Annotated in this window: 14 protein-coding genes and 1 rRNA gene; 10 read left to right on the top strand and 5 right to left on the bottom strand. The window is 71.8% G+C overall.

What is annotated here, in order from left to right:
* The first annotated feature begins 139 nt into the window (after nucleotides 1-139).
* Nucleotides 140-256 (top strand): 5S ribosomal RNA (rrf, locus tag ACF1BN_RS03850).
* A gap of 321 nt (nucleotides 257-577) precedes the next feature.
* Here the strand turns inward: rrf and ACF1BN_RS03855 are convergent.
* Nucleotides 578-1759 (bottom strand): glycerophosphoryl diester phosphodiesterase membrane domain-containing protein, encoded by a 1182-nt coding sequence (locus ACF1BN_RS03855; protein ID WP_392329987.1) that lies wholly within the window; start codon nucleotides 1757-1759, stop codon nucleotides 578-580.
* A 356-nt stretch (nucleotides 1760-2115) separates the two neighbouring features.
* Here ACF1BN_RS03855 and mtrA point away from each other — a divergent pair, with 356 nt between their 5' ends.
* From mtrA to ACF1BN_RS03885, 6 genes are all read left to right on the top strand, one after another.
* The gene (gene mtrA, locus ACF1BN_RS03860; protein WP_376597436.1) at nucleotides 2116-2793 is read left to right on the top strand and encodes a two-component system response regulator MtrA; all 678 of its coding nucleotides are present in this window, start codon (nucleotides 2116-2118) and stop codon (nucleotides 2791-2793) included.
* Nucleotide 2794: 1 nt separating this feature from the next.
* Nucleotides 2795-4804 carry an MtrAB system histidine kinase MtrB gene (gene mtrB, locus ACF1BN_RS03865; RefSeq protein ID WP_392329988.1) on the top strand — a complete coding sequence of 670 codons (2010 nt, stop codon included), beginning with the start codon at nucleotides 2795-2797 and terminating at the stop codon, nucleotides 4802-4804.
* Nucleotides 4794-6665 (top strand): LpqB family beta-propeller domain-containing protein, encoded by a 1872-nt coding sequence (locus ACF1BN_RS03870; RefSeq protein ID WP_392329989.1) that lies wholly within the window; start codon nucleotides 4794-4796, stop codon nucleotides 6663-6665. The genes mtrB and ACF1BN_RS03870 overlap by 11 nt, the downstream gene beginning before the upstream one ends.
* Before the next feature lie 246 nt (nucleotides 6666-6911).
* Nucleotides 6912-7736 carry a ComF family protein gene (locus ACF1BN_RS03875; RefSeq protein WP_392329990.1) on the top strand — a complete coding sequence of 275 codons (825 nt, stop codon included), beginning with the start codon at nucleotides 6912-6914 and terminating at the stop codon, nucleotides 7734-7736.
* A 293-nt stretch (nucleotides 7737-8029) separates the two neighbouring features.
* Nucleotides 8030-8716, top strand: coding sequence for a ribosome hibernation-promoting factor, HPF/YfiA family (gene hpf, locus ACF1BN_RS03880; protein ID WP_392329991.1), 687 nt, complete (start codon nucleotides 8030-8032; stop codon nucleotides 8714-8716).
* Between the two features lie 238 nt (nucleotides 8717-8954).
* Nucleotides 8955-9719 (top strand): response regulator, encoded by a 765-nt coding sequence (locus tag ACF1BN_RS03885; RefSeq protein ID WP_392329992.1) that lies wholly within the window; start codon nucleotides 8955-8957, stop codon nucleotides 9717-9719.
* A 9-nt stretch (nucleotides 9720-9728) separates the two neighbouring features.
* Here the strand turns inward: ACF1BN_RS03885 and ACF1BN_RS03890 are convergent, their stop codons facing one another.
* The gene (locus tag ACF1BN_RS03890) at nucleotides 9729-10928 is read right to left on the bottom strand and encodes a winged helix-turn-helix domain-containing protein (protein WP_392329993.1); all 1200 of its coding nucleotides are present in this window, start codon (nucleotides 10926-10928) and stop codon (nucleotides 9729-9731) included.
* 9 nt (nucleotides 10929-10937) lie between these two features.
* Entirely contained in the window at nucleotides 10938-11579 is a 642-nt protein-coding gene (locus ACF1BN_RS03895; protein WP_392329994.1) for a GNAT family N-acetyltransferase, read from the bottom strand.
* A 241-nt stretch (nucleotides 11580-11820) separates the two neighbouring features.
* Between ACF1BN_RS03895 and secA the strand changes: the two genes are divergently transcribed.
* A complete protein-coding gene (gene secA / locus ACF1BN_RS03900; protein WP_392329995.1) occupies nucleotides 11821-14625 on the top strand; it encodes a preprotein translocase subunit SecA in 2805 nt (934 codons plus the stop codon).
* Between the two features lie 87 nt (nucleotides 14626-14712).
* Here secA and ACF1BN_RS03905 read toward each other — a convergent pair whose 3' ends face one another.
* Nucleotides 14713-15054 (bottom strand): Rv3235 family protein, encoded by a 342-nt coding sequence (locus ACF1BN_RS03905; RefSeq protein ID WP_392329996.1) that lies wholly within the window; start codon nucleotides 15052-15054, stop codon nucleotides 14713-14715.
* Between the two features lie 698 nt (nucleotides 15055-15752).
* On the opposite strand from ACF1BN_RS03905, the gene ACF1BN_RS03910 reads away from it, so the two are divergent.
* Together ACF1BN_RS03910 and ACF1BN_RS03915 are read left to right on the top strand one after the other, a co-directional pair.
* Nucleotides 15753-16259 carry a DUF6912 family protein gene (locus ACF1BN_RS03910; RefSeq protein WP_392329997.1) on the top strand — a complete coding sequence of 169 codons (507 nt, stop codon included), beginning with the start codon at nucleotides 15753-15755 and terminating at the stop codon, nucleotides 16257-16259.
* 24 nt (nucleotides 16260-16283) lie between these two features.
* The gene (locus ACF1BN_RS03915) at nucleotides 16284-16946 is read left to right on the top strand and encodes an HAD family hydrolase (protein ID WP_392329998.1); all 663 of its coding nucleotides are present in this window, start codon (nucleotides 16284-16286) and stop codon (nucleotides 16944-16946) included.
* A gap of 101 nt (nucleotides 16947-17047) precedes the next feature.
* On the opposite strand, the gene ACF1BN_RS03920 is transcribed toward ACF1BN_RS03915, so the two are convergent.
* Nucleotides 17048-17602: a DJ-1/PfpI family protein gene (locus tag ACF1BN_RS03920; RefSeq protein WP_392329999.1), complete on the bottom strand. Its 555-nt coding sequence runs from the start codon at nucleotides 17600-17602 to the stop codon at nucleotides 17048-17050.
* Between the last annotated feature and the right edge of the window lie 279 nt (nucleotides 17603-17881).

Here is a 17881-nt window from a genome sequence, read left to right on the forward strand (position 1 = left end):
CGGATGTGGAAGCCCAGTAATGGGTGGAGCTGACCGGTACTAATAGGCCGAGGGCTTGTCCTCAGTTGCTCGCGTCCACTGTGTTAGTTCTGAAGTAACGAACTCCCAATCCGGTTGGTTGAGTTCAACTTCATAGTGTTTCGGTGGTCATAGCGTTAGGGAAACGCCCGGTTACATTCCGAACCCGGAAGCTAAGCCTTTCAGCGCCGATGGTACTGCAGGGGGGACCCTGTGGGAGAGTAGGACACCGCCGAACAATCATTGTGGGAAAGCCCCGCACCTTATGGTGCGGGGCTTTTCTGCGTTCAGGGGTTCCCCGGGAACGAGCGGCTGTTGCCGGCCGCCTCCTGTCCGCCCCAAGCCCTCCCGCCCTGATGGCGGGCCGATCCCTCAAGGCGTCCACAGGAGGCCCGGAGAGGCCCTGTCAGGGGTGCTTGCACTTCCTCCCCACCCTCCCCCTGCCGAGGGGGCGGTCGCACTGCCGGGGAGGGGGCTCCACGGGCTTTCCCGGGATGAGAAAAGCTCCCGTCCTCGGTGCCCTGGGGCGGAGGACGGGAGCGCGTCGGAGCGGGGTGGATCAGTGCTGCGAAGGGGATTCGGCGGCCTTCGTGAGTTCCACGTCCAGGGCCTCGCGGCGGATGCGCTGGTCCACGTAGAGGAAGACGGAGACGCCGGCGGCGATCGGGTACGTGAGAGCGCTGCTGATGATTCCGCCGACGGCCATCACGATCAGATACGTCCAGGTGAGCTCGAACGCGGAGCCCGTGCCCACGCCGTCGACGGCGAACGCGATCGCCGTGAACGGGATCGCCAGGACCCAGATGAAGACGGTGATCAGGACCTGGGCCAACAGCGTCACGCCGAAGATCCGCCACCAGGAGCCGGTGACCAGCTTCGCCGAGCGCTTCAGCGCCGGGACGATGCCCTGGCGCTCCAGCATCAGAGCCGGGGAGGCCAGACTGAAGCGGATCAGCAGCCAGACGATGGCGAGGAAAGCGGCCGCGCCACCGAAGAAGGCCAGCGTCGCGCCTCCGCCACCACCGAGCAGCAGCCCGGGGAGCATGGCCGTGAAGGCGAGGAGCCCCGCGCCCAGCGGCAGCGCCAGCGACAGCAGCAGGAGCTGCGGCAGGCGCGGGCTCGCCTCGCGCCACGCCTCGGAGAGCGTCACCGGGCGGCCCAGGATGGCCCGGCTCACCACCACCGTCAACAGGGCGCTGACGAAGACCGCGGCCGCCACCGAGACCAGCATGGTCGGCGCCAACTCGGTGAAGGAGGCCCGCAGATACGCGGAGGCCGCCTCCAGCTGCTCGGTCGGCGTCGCGTCCGCGTGCAGCTTCGGCGCCTCCGCGGACAGATAGCGCTGGACGAACATCAGGACGACCTGGGTCACGACGGCCACCGGGACCGTGACCGCCAGGACCGTCCGCCAGTAGCGGCGCAGCGTCGCGACCGAGGCGTCGAGGATCTCGCCCACGCCCAGCGGGCGGAGCGGGATCACACCGGGCCTGGGGGCCGCCGCGGCGCCGTAGCCGCCACCGCCCCCCTGCGGCGGCTTCGCCCAGGCGCGGCCGGGAGCCGGCGGGCGGTTGCGTCCGGCGGGCGGCGGGGACCACCGGCCGGCCGGCGGCTGGTCCTTCGACCACTGGGACGCGGAGTCGTGCGGCTCCGTCGGGGAGGACTGCCCGGGAATCGCGGGAGTGTCGTCCTGGCCGTCGGAAGGGGCGGATCCGGGCTTGTTCCGGCCCGGAGTGTCGTTCACGGTCGTCCACCTCGGCGGATGTGGTCGCGGTGCCGGTCGGCGAACCGGCTCGGTCACGGCGGCCGTCCACGGTCGGGCGGCGGGCCGGCTGCCATCGTGTCATGAGGGCCCCCGGTGTGGGCCGGAGCGGAACCCCTTCTCGTACGGGGATACGAAGGTTGTTCCGGAACGTGGGCGTTCGGCTTCCGGCGGGGTACGGTTCTGGGCGACCGCGGGGGCACGGGGGTGACAGTCGTTACTGGCGGCGGAGCGCGCGTACACGGGGAGTCAGGGCGCCCGTCCGAGGCGTCGTCGCAGGTCAGTGAGGTATCTCACCAGCCGCCTTGAGACTGATACGGAAATGGGATGATGTCGATATGAAGGGACGCGTTCTCGTCGTCGACGACGACACCGCACTGGCCGAGATGCTCGGGATCGTGCTCAAGGGTGAAGGGTTCGAGCCGTCGTTCGTCGCGGACGGCGACCGGGCTCTCGCCGCATTCCGGGAGGCCAAGCCGGACCTGGTACTGCTGGACCTCATGCTGCCCGGACGGGACGGCATCGAGGTGTGCCGGCTCATCAGGGCCGAGTCAGGCGTACCCATCGTGATGCTGACGGCCAAGAGCGACACCGTCGACGTCGTCGTGGGCCTGGAGTCCGGGGCCGACGACTACATCGTCAAGCCGTTCAAGCCGAAGGAGCTCGTCGCCCGCATCCGGGCACGGCTGCGGCGCTCCGAGGAGCCCGCGCCGGAACAGCTCACCATCGGCGACCTCGTCATCGACGTGGCCGGACACTCCGTGAAGCGGGACGGGCAGTCGATCGCCCTCACGCCGCTGGAGTTCGACCTCCTGGTGGCGCTCGCGCGCAAGCCGTGGCAGGTCTTCACCCGCGAGGTGCTCCTGGAGCAGGTGTGGGGCTACCGGCACGCCGCCGACACCCGGCTGGTGAACGTGCACGTCCAGCGCCTGCGCTCCAAGGTCGAGAAGGACCCGGAGCGCCCCGAGATCGTGGTGACCGTCCGGGGAGTCGGCTACAAGGCGGGACCGAGCTGATATGAGCAAGGGCAGTGCTGCCCCGGAGTCCCCGGACCCCGGGGGCCGTACGGGGCGGGCTGCCGGACCGGGACGGGGGGGCTCGCGTTCCGGCCGCCTGATACGCGGTGGACGACTGCTTCAGGACGGTACGCCGGGCGGCCGGGTCTTCCGGATCGTCGCCCGGCTCGTCCGCAGGCCGCTGCTGCCCGCCGTACGGCTGTGGCGGCGGAACATCCAGCTGCGGGTCGTCGCGGGCACCCTCCTGATGTCCCTCGGCGTGGTGCTGGTGTTGGGCCTCGTCGTCATCGGGCAGGTCCGCAACGGTCTGCTGGAGACCAAGGAGAACTCGGCCCAGATCCAGGCCGCGGGCGGGTTCTCCGCCGCGCAGGACCGGGCGGCCACCACACCGTCCGTACCCGGCCAGGACGGCGTCCGGGCCGGATCCTCCGTGAACTGGCGCTCCACGCTCGTGGAGCAGCTCGCCAGCGGCGGCCAGAACGCCTTCAACGTGGTGGCGCTGTCCCTGGACTCCGACGACACCGCGAGCCGCGGCGCCCGCGCCTCCGGCGAGGTCGACCCCGCGCGGTCCGTCCCCGCCGGCCTCCGGCACTCGGTCGCGCAGGGCAACACGCCGTTCCAGAAGTTCGGGCGCATCCACTACACCAGCGACAAGCCGTCCGAGCCGGGCCTCGTGATAGGCAAGCGCCTCAACGACACCGAGGGCAAGCAGTACGAGCTGTACTACCTCTTCCCGCTGACCCAGGAGGAGGACTCCCTCGACCTGGTCAAGACGACCCTGGCGACCGCCGGACTCTTCGTGGTGGTGCTGCTCGGAGCGATCGCCTGGTTCGTCGTACGGCAGGTCGTCACCCCCGTACGGATGGCGGCCGGGATCGCCGAGCGGCTCTCCGCCGGCCGGCTCCAGGAACGGATGAAGGTCACCGGCGAGGACGACATCGCGCGCCTCGGCGAAGCCTTCAACAAGATGGCGTCCAACCTCCAGCAGAAGATCCAGCAGCTGGAGGAGCTGTCGCGGATGCAGCGGCGCTTCGTCTCGGACGTCTCGCACGAGCTGCGGACACCGCTGACGACCGTCCGGATGGCGGCCGACGTCATCCACGAGGCACGCGTCGACTTCGACCCCGTCACCGCCCGCTCCGCGGAACTCCTCGGCGACCAGCTCGACCGCTTCGAATCGCTCCTCTCCGACCTCCTGGAGATCAGTCGCTTCGACGCGGGCGCCGCCGCCCTGGAGGCAGAACCGATCGACCTGCGGCAGGTGGTGCGCCGGGTCATCGGCGGCGCCGAGCCCCTCGCCGAACGCAAGGGCACCCGGATCGTCGTCGTCGGCGACGAACAGCCCGTCGTCGCCGAGGCGGACGCCCGCCGGGTCGAGCGGGTGCTGCGCAACCTCGTGGTCAACGCCGTCGAGCACGGCGAGGGCCGGGACGTCGTGGTGAAGCTCGCCGCGGCCGGCGGGGCCGTCGCCGTCGCCGTACGCGACTACGGCGTCGGCCTGAAGCCCGGCGAGGCCACACGGGTCTTCAACCGCTTCTGGCGGGCCGACCCGGCACGCGCGCGTACCACCGGCGGAACGGGCCTCGGCCTGTCCATCGCCGTCGAGGACGCGCGCCTGCACGGCGGCTGGCTCCAGGCATGGGGCGAGCCCGGCGGCGGCTCGCAGTTCCGGCTCACACTGCCGCGCACGGCCGACGAGCCCCTGCGGGGATCCCCGATACCGCTGGAGCCCGAGGACTCCCGGCGCAACCGGGAACAGGCCGCGCTGCGGGCCCAGGACACCGGCCGGAGCGCCTCGGTGCCGGCCCAGCCGGCCGGTGAGCGGCCCCCGCTCTCTCCCGTACCGCCGAGGATCCCGGGACCGCCCAGGGCGGCCGTCGACCCGGCGGCGCTGCCCGGCAGCGGGGCCCGGGTGGTGGCCCGGACGGCGGCGGACACGGAACACGGCCACGGCACCGGCAGGGACACGGCGGCGAACGCGGAGCGGGAGGACGGCACAGGTGGGCGCTGACGCGCGACTGCGGGCGGGCTGGGGACGGACCGGACGGACGCTGGCGCTCGCCGCCTGCGGCGCACTCCTGGCGACGGGCTGCGCCACCATGCCCGACAGCGGTGAGGTCCAGCCGGTCCGGGGAGCCAACCCCGGCGACTCGCAGGTACGGGTCTACGCCGTCGCCCCCCGTGAGGGGGCGAACCCGGACGAGATCGTCGACGGCTTCCTCGAAGCCATGACCAGCGACGACCCCGGCTTCGCGACCGCCCGCAAGTACCTGAGCCGGACCGCCGCCAAGACCTGGAAGCCGGAGCAGAGCATCACGGTGCTCGCCACCGCCCCCGACCGCGAGCCGGCCGACCGCCACGAGGACCCCGAGAACCAGGGCCGCGCCTACCCGATCTCCGGCCGGACGATCGCGACCGTCGACTCCCGGCACGCCTACCAGGCGGTCAGCTCGGTGGAGTACGCCCAGGCGATCCACGTCGTCCAGGAGCCCGTGGCCAACAGCAAGGACAAGGAGTGGCGGATCGACACCCTGCCGCCCGGCCTCGTCCTCGGCGAGGCCGACTTCCTGCGCAACTACCGGTCGGTCAACAAGTACTACTTCGCCTCCGGCGAGAACTGGCTGGTCGCCGACCCCGTCTACATCCGGCAGCGGCAGGACCCGGTCACCCGCATGGACCCGGTGACACAGACCGTGAAGGCGCTCCTCGCGGGGCCGTCGAACTGGCTGCGGCCGGCGGTCGACTCGCCCTTCCCGTCCGGGACGGAGCTGAACAGCGACGTCACCACGCTGACCACGGACGACCAGTCCACGCTCAAGGTGCCGCTCAACGTGAAGGCCGACCGGTTCGGAGGCGAGGTGTGCCGGCGGCTGGCCGCCCAGCTGCTGGTCACGCTCGGCGACCTGCCCTCCGTACGGGTCGACCAGGTGGAGCTCCAGGACGAGGGCGGCAACGTCGTCTGCCGGCTCGGGAAGGCGCAGGCGGCCGAGTTCGAGGCGGTCCGGGACACCGGGCAGGCCGAGACCCCGTACTTCATCGACGAGAACGACCGCATGAGGACGCTCCAGACCGACGGGAAGGACACCGTCCAGACGCCCGAGGTGCCGGGGCCGCTGGGCAAGGGCACCGTGCCGCTGGGCTCGGTCGCCGTGGCCCGCGACGGGGCCCTGGCGGCCGGGGTGTCCAAGGACGGCGCCTCGCTCTTCGTCTCCTCGATCACCACCGAGCAGGAGCAGCTGCCGGCGGTCCTCAAGAGCGCGGCCGGCCCTGCCGCGGCGCCGAAGGACCGGCTCTCCCAGCCCAGCTGGGACGGGCAGGGCGACCTGTGGGTCGCCGACCGCGCCCAGGGCCACCAGAGGCTGGTGGTCGTGCCCGACGGCAACGGCAGATGGATCGAGGTCCACACGCCGTGGCTGACGGAGGGCACCCGGATCGAGTCGCTGCGGGTCTCCGCCGACGGGGTCCGCATCGCGCTCCTGATCACCCGGGACGGGCGGACCACCCTCCAGATCGGCCGGATCGAGCGGCAGGACGGCGCGGACCACGAGGTCGTGTCCGTGGAGGACCTCCAGCCGGTGGCGCCCCGCATGGAGTCGGTCTCCTCCGTCTCCTGGGCCGGGCCGTCCCGGCTCGTCGTGGTCGGCCGCGAGGCCGGCGGCGTGCAGCAGATCCGCTACCTCCAGACCGACGGCTCCACCTCCGCGAGCTCGGTGCTGCCGGGCCTGAACGGGGTCAACGGGGTCGCCGCGTCCCGCAACGAGGCCGATCCGCTGATCGCCTCCTCCGGCAACGACGGCATCGTGCGCCTGATGCCCGGGGCCAACTGGCAGCCGGTGGTGAAGTCCGGGAGCGGGCCGGTCTACCCCGGGTAGCGGGGCGGGTCCCCTCCGGACGGGAGATCGTGTGATCGGGGGCCGCGCCGGGGGATCGCGGGATCGGGCGGCTTTGCCTTGAGATCGCGGGATCGGGTGATCGGGCGATGGGGCGATGGGGCGGCTGTGCCGGGAGACCTGGCGGCTGTGCCGCGAGACCGGGCGATCGGGTGGCTGCGCCGACTTGTCCACAGGGGGTTGTCCACAGGGATGGCGGGGCCCGCCGGGCGCCGTCAGAGTAGACCCATGCGGGGCTGGTGGCGCGAGATCTCCGGGCTGGTGCTGCCCGTCGCGTGCGAGGGATGCGGGACGCCTCGCGCGGGACTGTGCACGCGGTGCGCGGGGGTGCTGGCGGGGGACGGCGGGAGCGGGGGAGGGGGCGGGGTGGGGGCCCCTCCCCGGGTGCGGCCTGCGCCGGAGCCGGTCGGGTTGCCCGTGGTGCACGCCGCCCTGCCGTACGAGGGGGTCGTCAGGAATCTGCTGATCGCCCACAAGGAGCGCGGGGCGCTGGGGTTGGCCCGGGGGCTCGGGGAGGCGCTCGCACGGGCCGTGGAGGCCGCTGTGGGCGACTGCGGGAGCGGTCCGCTGCTCTTGGTGCCGGTGCCGTCCTCGCGGCGCTCGGTGCGGGAGCGGGGGCATGATCCGACGCGTCGGGTGGCGCTGGCCGCGGCGGCCCGGCTGCGGCGGTCCGGGCGGTCGGCGCGGGTGGTGCCGGTGCTGCGGCAGCGGCGGGCCGTCGCGGACCAGGCGGGGCTCGGGGCGCGCGGGCGGTGGGTGAACCTGGCCGGGGCGCTGGAGGTGGTGCCGGGCGGCGGGCGGCCGCTGGCGAACGGTCGGGTGGTTCTGGTGGACGACCTGATGACCACCGGTGCGACGCTCGCGGAGGCGGCGCGCGCCCTCGGAGTCGTACACCCGCCGTTCACGGCCGGGGCGGCGGAAAGATCCCCGCATGATTTCGCGCAGCACGAATTCGAACAGCGGGTGGCGGCTGTGATCGCATCCTCTCCCGCTTCGTTCGAAATAAACCGGAACTCGCCCAGAACTTGGATCGTTGCAGGTGGTGAGAGGTGAAAGCCTCCGAATGGAGGTAAGTCTCGGCAGCGGGTGCCGACACCCGTCCGAAGGGGCTATGTTCGGTTGTGAGGGCGGATGAAAGTCCGATCCTTCAACGCATACATGGTTGCGCACAGGACAGGAGTTAAAGGCGAATTAACCTCTCGTCGATGGGGTGGCGATCTTGTCGGCTGGGGAGGAGGAGGTCGAAGTCGCCAAGTCCGTGCTCCGGTGAGACCGCCGGGGCTGGTGCAAAGGGAGATGCCCGTCGGCCTAGGAGTCGAACGGGCGATCCGGGAACGGAGTTCTGCGTGGACATCGTCGTCAAGGGCCGCAAGACCGAGGTGCCTGAGCGGTTCCGCAAGCACGTGGCCGAGAAGCTGAAGCTGGAGAAGATCCAGAAGCTCGACGGCAAGGTGATCAGCCTCGACGTCGAGGTGTCCAAGGAGCCCAACCCGCGGCAGGCCGACAGGTCCGACCGGGTGGAGATCACCCTCCACTCCCGAGGCCCGGTCATCCGGGCGGAAGCGTCGGCCGGCGACCCGTACGCGGCCCTCGACCTGGCCAGCGACAAGCTGGAGGCCAGGCTTCGCAAGCAGCATGACAAGCGCTACACCCGCCGGGGCAACGGGCGGCTCTCCGCGGCGGAGGTCGCCGACGTCGTCCCCGGTGTGGCCCAGCTGAACGGGCAGGGCGAACTCGTCGCCGACGAGACCGGCGCCGAGGTGCCCACCACGATGATGGGCTCGATCGAGGTCCAGGGCGAAGGCCCGCTGGTGGTCCGCGAGAAGACGCACAAGGCCGCCGCGATGGGACTCGACCAGGCGCTGTACGAGATGGAACTGGTCGGCCACGACTTCTATCTCTTCGTCGACGCCGAGACCAAGCAGCCGAGCGTCGTCTACCGGCGCCACGCCTATGACTACGGCGTCATCCACTTGGAGAACGACCCGCTCGCCGAGAACAGCGGTGGTGCGGGCGGTGCGCTCGGCGGCTGACCCGTCGAACGACTGACCGGTCGGCCCGGCCTTCCGGTACCGCACCACCCGCCTCATGTGTTCCGTCCGGTGCCCCTGGAGCGCTCCCCGCGCCCCCCAGGGGCACCCCTGTGCGCCCATGGGGCCACCTCGGGACCGCCGGGGCATGAAATCATGGCGTGCACGCCAACCGGTGCTTCCCGGGCAGTGGTTGGGGACCGGAAACGAATTCAGGCCACGGCCTTCAGGGGGAGGAACGATGGCAGACAGCTTCGGCCCGGTGCTCAGCGGGCATGGGCGCGGTGCGCTTGCCCATGAGGGTGTCCCGGAAGGATCGGAATCAGCCGGTGAGGCGTCCCGCAAGGAGCCGATCCGGGTACTGGTCGTGGACGACCACGCGCTTTTCCGGCGCGGACTGGAGATCGTCCTCGCCCACGAGGAGGACATCCAGGTCGTCGGGGAGGCGGGCGACGGAGCCGAGGCGGTCGAGAAGGCGGCGGACCTGCTGCCCGACATCGTCCTCATGGACGTGCGGATGCCCCGGCGCGGCGGCATCGAGGCGTGCACCTCCATCAAGGAGGTCGCCCCCAGCGCGAAGATCATCATGCTGACGATCAGCGACGAGGAGGCCGACCTCTACGACGCGATCAAGGCGGGGGCCACCGGCTACCTGCTGAAGGAGATTTCCACCGACGAGGTCGCCACCGCGATCCGCGCCGTCGCGGACGGGCAGTCGCAGATCAGTCCGTCGATGGCGTCGAAGCTCCTCACCGAGTTCAAGTCGATGATCCAGCGCACCGACGAGCGCCGGCTCGTCCCCGCGCCCCGGCTGACCGACCGCGAGCTGGAGGTCCTCAAGCTCGTCGCGACCGGCATGAACAACCGGGACATCGCCAAGGAGCTGTTCATCTCCGAGAACACGGTGAAGAACCACGTGCGGAACATCCTGGAGAAGCTTCAGCTCCACTCCCGCATGGAGGCCGTGGTCTACGCGATGCGGGAGAAGATCCTGGAGATCCGGTAGGGCCGGGCGCTACGCGTCCAGTGCCTTCGTGAGCGGCGGGGCCAGCTCCGGGGGGTCCACGCGCTCCGCGCGGACCGTGTCGCAGCCGACCCAGTCCGCGGCCTCGCGGAGGGCCCGGGCGACCGCGGGGACCGCCTTCGGGCCGTCCAGGGAGACCTGCTTGGCCACCAGGGTGCGGCCCTCGCGGGCCGGGTCCACGCGGCCGACCAGACGGCCGCCGGCCAGGACCGGCATCGCGAAGTAGCCGTGCACCCGCTTCGGCTTCGGCACATAGGCCTCGAGGCGGTGGGTGAAGCCGAAGATCCGCTCCGTGCGCGCCCGCTCCCAGATCAGCGAGTCGAAGGGGGACAGGAGCGTGGTGCGGTGCCGGCCGCGCGGCTCCGTGGCGAGCGCCGCCGGGTCCGCCCAGGCCGGCTTCCCCCAGCCCTCCACCGCCACCGGCACGAGGCCCGAGTCCGCCACCACCGCGTCGAACTGCTCCGCCTTGAGCCGGTGGTAGTCGGCGATGTCCGCGCGCGTGCCCACGCCCAGCGCCTCGCCCGCCTGCCGGACGAGACGCCGCACGCACTCGGTGTCGTCCAGGTCGTCGTGGCGCAGCTCCTCGGGGATCGCCCGCTCCGCCAGGTCGTACACCCGCTTCCAGCCGCGCCGCTCGGTGACGACGACCTCGCCGAACATCAGCGCCCGCTCGACCGCGATCTTGGTGTCGGACCAGTCCCACCACTCGCCCTTGTTCTTGGCGCCGCCGAGCTCGGTCGCCGTGCGGGGGCCCTCGGCGCGCAGCTGGTCGATCACCTTGGCGTAGGAGCCGTCCGCGAGGGCGTGGTGCCAGTGCGGGCGGTCGCGGTAGGCGCGGCGGCGGAAGGCGAAGAGGGGCCACTCCTCGACGGGGAGGACGCAGGCGGCGTGCGACCAGTACTCGAAGGCGTGTCCCTCGGACCAGTACGCCTCCTCCACGGCGGTGCGGCCGACGGCGCCGAGGCGCGCGTACGGGATGAGTTCGTGCGAGCGGGCCAGGACGGAGATGGTGTCCAGCTGGACCTGGCCGAGGTGACGGAGCACCCCGCGGACCCCGGCCCTGCGGTCGGGCGTGCCGAGGAAGCCCTGGGCGCGCAGGGCGATCCGGCGGGCCTCGGCGGCGGAGAGCTCGGCGACGGGCTGGGGGGCGGGCTTCGGGGTTGTCTTCGGGGTGGTCGGCACGGTCGTCATGCGGAAACCCTAGGCCCCGGGACCGACAGCGCCGGGGCCCTCGGGGCGGCCGGCCGGCCGGGGGCCGACGGCGGGCGGGGCCTCGCGCGGCGGGAGGTACGGGAGGGGGCCGGGGAGGCCGAAGTCGGAGGGGAGCAGGGAGCCGGTCCAGGCGTCCCGGAGCGTGCCCTTGTGGAGGAGGCCGGCGCGCTGGACACCCTCCAGGGTGAAGCCGACGCGTTCGGCGACGGCGCGGGAGCCGGTGTTGCCGACCTCGGCGCGCCAGATCAGCCGGACGCAGCCGAGGCCGGTGAAGGCCCAGTGGGCGGCCGTTCTGACGGCTTCGGCCATGTAGCCCCGGCCGCGGTGTCCGGGGGCGAGCCAGAAGCCGACCTCCCAGACGCCTTCGCCGCGGTCGTGGAGGCCGGTGGCGGCGATCAGGGGGCCGCCGTCCAGCGGCTCGACGGCGAAGGCGTAGTCGGTGTCCTCGCGCCAGCCGTCCGGGACCAGCCGGTTGAGGAAGAAGGCGGCGGCCTCGCGCGTGTACGGGTCCGGGACGGTCGTCCAGCGGCGGATGGCGGGGTCCTGGCAGTGGGAGTGCACGACGTCCTCGTCCTCCGGGACGAAGCTGCGGAGCCGGAGGCGTTCGCTGGTGAGCGTGATGGGATCCATGCCCGGATTGTGGGGACGGCCGCCCGGCGGAAGCGAACACTTTTCGGAAGGCGCGGCACCTTCCGCCCACCTCGTGCGTTCTCTTTGCGGGCGGACGTGCGGCGGCTGGTCTGCGGGGCCTCCCTCCGTGAGGGTGGTCTCGCTTACGATGGCCGTTGCGGTGGGGACCACCTGCCGTGCCCGCGCTCGTGTCCGTGACAAGACCCAGTGCCAGGCCCGACCGGCAAGGAGACCAGCCTCAGTGTCCGTCTTCAACAAGCTCATGCGTGCAGGCGAAGGCAAGATCCTGCGCAAACTGCACCGCATCGCGGACCAGGTCAACTCCATCGAAGAGGACTTCGTCAACCTCTCCGACGCCGACCTGCGGGCCCTCACGGAGGAGTACAAGCAGCGGTACGCCGACGGCGAGAGCCTCGACGACCTGCTGCCCGAGGCCTTCGCCACGGTCCGCGAGGCCGCCAAGCGCGTCCTCGGCCAGCGCCACTACGACGTCCAGATCATGGGCGGTGCCGCGCTCCACCTCGGTTACGTCGCCGAGATGAAGACCGGTGAGGGCAAGACCCTCGTCGGCACGCTGCCGGCGTACCTCAACGCGCTGTCCGGCAAGGGCGTGCACCTGATCACGGTCAACGACTACCTGGCCGAGCGCGACTCCGAGATGATGGGCCGCGTCCACAAGTTCCTGGGCCTGGAGGTCGGCTGCATCCTGGCCAACATGACCCCGGCGCAGCGCCGTGAGCAGTACGCCTGCGACATCACGTACGGCACGAACAACGAGTTCGGCTTCGACTACCTGCGCGACAACATGGCGTGGTCGAAGGACGAGCTGGTCCAGCGCGGCCACAACTACGCGTGTGTCGACGAGGTCGACTCGATCCTCGTCGACGAGGCCCGTACGCCGCTGATCATCTCCGGTCCGGCCGACCAGGCCACCAAGTGGTACGGCGACTTCGCGAAGCTGGTCACCCGCCTCACCAGGGGTGAGCCCGGCAACCAGCTGAAGGGCATCGAGGAGACCGGCGACTACGAGGTCGACGAGAAGAAGCGCACGGTCGGCATCCACGAGGCCGGTGTCGCCAAGGTCGAGGACTGGCTCGGCATCGACAACCTCTACGAGTCGGTGAACACGCCGCTCGTCGGCTACCTGAACAACGCCATCAAGGCGAAGGAACTGTTCAAGAAGGACAAGGACTACGTCGTCATCGACGGCGAGGTCATGATCGTCGACGAGCACACCGGCCGTATCCTCGCCGGCCGACGGTACAACGAGGGCATGCACCAGGCCATCGAGGCCAAGGAGGGCGTGCAGATCAAGGACGAGAACCAGACGCTCGCCACGATCACCCTCCAGAACTTCTTCCGCCTCTACGACAAGCTCTCCGGCATGACCGGTACGGCGATGACCGAGGCGGCCGAGTTCCACCAGATCTACAAGCTCGGCGTCGTTCCGATCCCGACGAACAAGCCGATGCAGCGCAAGGACCAGTCCGACCTGATCTACCGCACCGAGGTGGCCAAGTTCGCCGCGGTCGTCGACGACATCGTCGAGAAGCACGAGAAGGGCCAGCCGGTCCTCGTCGGCACCACGTCGGTCGAGAAGTCCGAGTACCTCTCGCAGCAGCTCTCCAAGCGGGGTGTGCCGCACGAGGTGCTGAACGCCAAGCACCACGAGCGCGAGGCCACGATCGTCGCCCAGGCGGGCCGTCGCGGCGCCGTCACGGTCGCCACCAACATGGCCGGCCGCGGTACCGACATCAAGCTCGGCGGCAACCCGGACGACCTCGCCGAGGCGGAGCTGCGCCAGGCGGGTCTGGACCCGGTCGAGCACGTCGAGGAGTGGGCCGCGGCCCTGCCCGGTGCGATGGAGCGGGCCGAGAAGGCCGTGAAGGCGGAGTTCGAGGAGGTCAAGGACCTCGGCGGGCTGTACGTGCTGGGCACGGAGCGTCACGAGTCGCGGCGTATCGACAACCAGCTGCGCGGTCGTTCGGGCCGTCAGGGCGACCCGGGCGAGTCCCGTTTCTACCTGTCGCTCGGTGACGACCTGATGCGCCTCTTCAAGGCGCAGATGGTCGAGCGCGTGATGGCCATGGCGAACGTGCCGGACGACGTGCCGATCGAGAACAAGATGGTCACCCGGGCGATCGCCTCCGCCCAGTCGCAGGTCGAGACGCAGAACTTCGAGACGCGCAAGAACGTCCTGAAGTACGACGAGGTCCTCAACCGGCAGCGCGAGGTCATCTACGGCGAGCGCCGCCGCGTCCTGGAGGGCGAGGACCTGCACGACCAGATCCGCCACTTCATGGACGACACGATCGACGACTACATCCGCCAGGAGACCGCCGAGGGCTTCGCGGAGGAGTGGGACCTGGACCGGCTGTGGAGCGCCTTCAAGCAGCTCTACCCGGTGAAGGTCACCGTCGACGAGCTGGAGGACACGGCGGGCGACCGCGCGGGCATCACCGCGGAGTTCATCGAGGAGTCCATCAAGGACGACATCCACGAGCAGTACGAGGCGCGGGAGACGCAGCTCGGCTCCGAGATCATGCGTGAGCTGGAGCGCCGGGTCGTCCTCTCGGTCCTCGACCGCAAGTGGCGCGAGCACCTCTACGAGATGGACTACCTCCAGGAGGGCATCGGCCTGCGCGCGATGGCGCAGAAGGACCCGCTGGTCGAGTACCAGCGCGAGGGCTTCGACATGTTCACCGCCATGATGGAGGGCATCAAGGAGGAGTCCGTCGGCTACCTGTTCAACCTGGAGGTCCAGGTCGAGCAGCAGGTCGAGGAGGTCCCGGTGCAGGCCGGCGCGCCGTCCCTGGACAAGGCCGAGGCCGCTCCGGCGGGCGGGCGTCCGGAGATCCGCGCGAAGGGCCTCGACGCGCCGCAGCGGCCGGACCGGCTGCACTTCTCGGCGCCGTCGGTGGACGGCGACGGCGGTGTCGTGGAGGGTGACTTCGCGTCGGAGGGTGACGACGCGGGCGACGGGACGACGCGGGCGGAGCGCCGCAAGGCGCAGAAGAACGCGGGCGGGCGTCGCCGCAAGAAGTGACGGCCTGACGCGCGCCGACTCCGTGGGGGTCGGCCCGGGGCGAGTCGGTGAAGGGCCCTGCCGGAGGTGTTCCGGCGGGGCCCTTCGTCATGGCTGGGCGCCGCCTCCGACGAGCCGGCCGAGGCCGTCCAGCTCGACGGCGGCGCAGCGCCAGCGCTGGTCGGGGCCGCGCTCCAGACGGAAGGCGAGGGCGCGGACGCGGTGGCCGGCGGCGAGTGAGGCGAAGACCTCCAGGACGGTGTCGCCGGAGTGCGGCTGGGCGGCGCACCGGCGGAGCACCGGGCGGGGCCCGGGGCCGCGGGCCGCCGTCCTGGGCGCGAGGCGGACCAGCTGCTCGTACGCCTCGCCGACGGTCAGGCCCAGCATCGAGTGCACCGGCCGGTCCCCGCTGAGCACGGCGAGCAGCCGCTCCGCGAAGGCGGTGTGCACGGGCAGCGTCCGCCTCCCCGCGCCCGCTCCCGCTCCCGTCCCTGTCCCCGTTCCCGTCCCTGTCCCCGCGCCCGCCCCCGTTCCTGTGCATCCCGCCCGCCGGCCGGGGGTGCCCTGCGGGGGTACGAGGGCCCGGGTGCGGCCCGCTGAGGCGGCACGGTGGGACGTGGGGCGCGGCGCGTGCGGGGCGGTGCCCGGCGCCCTGGTCCGGGCGGCGGGGACTACCGGGAAGGCCGGAGTGGCCGGAGTGACCGGGACGGCGGGGGCAGCAGGGACGGCGGGGGTGGCCCGAGCGGCCGGGATCGCCGGGGTGGCGGGGACGGCCCGGGCGGCGGGGACTGCCGGGGTGGCGGTGGCCGGGCGGGCGGTGGTGTCGGGGGCGGCGGTGGCCCGGGGGGCGGCCGGGACGGGGCTCGGGCGGGTGCTCGTGCCCGGCGGGGCGGGGGAGGGGGCGGTCGGGTTCGCGGTCGCGTGGCGCACGGGTGTCCCTTCGGAGAGTGACCGGACGGTACCGGTCGGTAACTTCTCGTGGGGATCTTGTACTGGGCGCGGTTCGGGCACCGCAAGGGTCGCGGCGGCCGGGGCGGACACGCTGAGTGATTCACCTATCAGAGGGGTTCAGGGCCATGGGTGGACATCCCGGGGCGCGGGGGCCGGACGTATCCTGAGGGCGTTTCCGACTACGAAAGCGGCCAGCCATGCGCGTGTACGTCCCTCTGACCCTTCCCGGTCTCGCACAGGCGCACGAGGCGGGCGAGCTGGGGCCCGGCCCGCTGACCGCCTACGCCGTCACGCCCGCGCTGCGCGAGTGGTACGTCTCCGACGACATCGAGGAGCTGGAGTACGCGGCGCTCAGCCGCGCCGCCGCCGCCTCGCTGCGCCTGGTCGCGGGGGACCCGGAGGCGCCGCGCCGCCGGGTGGTCGTCGCGGTCGACGTCGCCGACAAGGACGCCGCCGCGGACCCGGACCGCGGGCTCGACGCCGGCGCGATCGGCGAGGTGCGGATCGCCTCCGCCGTGGCGCTCGCCAAGGCCGCCGCCGTGCACGCCGACGCGGACGACGCCGAGGCGGACGTCACCGCCGCGGCCGCCGCCCTGGGCGCCGCCGACCAGGGCGACGACGACGCGCGGTTCGTCGTGGACGGGGCGGAGGACCACGAGCTGCTCTGGTTCGGCGTCCAGGAGATCCCCTCCCTCCTCGGCTGAGACCGCGGCCTGTACCGTCTGCCCATGGGGAAGCAGCACACGGGGAAGCATCTGGTCTGGGACTGGAACGGCACCCTGCTCGACGACATCGGCGCCGTCATCGGCGCCACCAACGCCGCCTTCGCGGAGCTCGGCCTCGAACCGCTCACCCTGGAGCGGTACCGCGAGCTGTACACCGTCCCGGTGCCGAGGTTCTACGAGCGGCTGATGGGCCGGCTGCCCACCGACGCCGAGTGGACCCTCATGGACGGGACCTTCCACCGGCACTACTGGGAGCGTGCCGAGGGCTGCGTCCTGACCGCGGGCGCCGCCGAGCTGCTGGCCGCCCGGCAGACCGCCGGGGCCACCCAGTCGCTGCTCTCGCTGGCCCCGCACGCCGACCTGCTGCCGCTGGTGCGGCGGCACGGGATCGCGGAGCGCTTCGTCCGGGTCGACGGGCGCACCGACCGGTCCACCGAGGGCAAGTCCGCGAACATGGTGCGCCATCTGGAGGCCCTGGCCGTCCCGGCCGAGCGGATCGTCGTCATCGGCGACGCGGCCGACGACGCGCTGGCCGCCGCGCACGTCGGCGCGAGGGCCGTGCTCTTCACCGGCGGGTCGCACAGCCGGGCCTCGCTGGAGCGGGTCGGCGTGCCGGTGGTGGACTCCCTGGAGGAGGCCGTCTCCGTCGCGGAGGAGCTGGTGTGAGCCCCCGGCGGTGAGCGGGGCGGGGGTGAAAGCCCCGGGCGGGGAGCGCGGGGCCGTACGGGGCCGTGGGCGCCCGCGTACGACCCCGTCCTCCTCCTGCGTCAGCCCTTCGCGCGCAGCACCTTCAGGAACTCGCGCATCCACGTCGGGTGGTCCGGCCAGGCGCGCGAGGAGACCAGCAGCCCGTCGACGACCGCCGCCGAGTCCTGGAAGTCGGCGCCCGCCGACTGCATGTCCAGTTCGAGGGCCGGGTACGCCGTGACCCGGCGCCCCACCAGGCCGCCGACCGCCGCCGTGAGCAGCGGCCCGTGGCAGATCTGGGCCACCGGCTTGTCCGCGTCGAAGAACGACTTGAGGATCTTGCGGAGCTCCGGGTCGTTGCGCAGGTACTCCGGGGCCCGGCCGCCGGGGATCACCACCGCCGCGTAGTCGCCCGGATCGACCTCCGAGAAGGCCAGGTCGGCGGGCCAGGTGTAGCCGGGCTTCTCCGTGTACGTGTCGTAACCGGGCTCGAAGTCGTGCACCACGAACCGGAGCTGCTTGCGCGCCGGAGCGGCGATGTCGACCTCGTACCCTTCTTCGAGCAGACGCTGGTACGGGTACAACACCTCCAGCGATTCCGCCGCGTCCCCCGTCACGATCAAGATCTTCGCCATGGTTCTCCCGGTCTCAGGGATGGTCGGTCGTCGTCGTGCTCGCGTCCACGCTGCACCGTTCCGCGCGATCCGCCAAGAGTGCATGTGTCGCTGTCCAGAACGTCAAACTTCCACCCCCGCTTTTGTACACATACGGCTCATGACGGGGCAGGGGGCTTGAGCGATAGGCTTTTCCCGTGATCAGCGCGATACGCCGCGGGGGCAATGCTGCCCCCGGCTGCCGCCCGGTCCGCTCACGCGGCCGGGCCGCCCGTGCGTTCGCCGATCCCCTCCGTCCGG

It is taken from the genome of Streptomyces sp. NPDC014861, assembly GCF_043081625.1.
Lineage (GTDB): Bacteria > Actinomycetota > Actinomycetes > Streptomycetales > Streptomycetaceae > Streptomyces.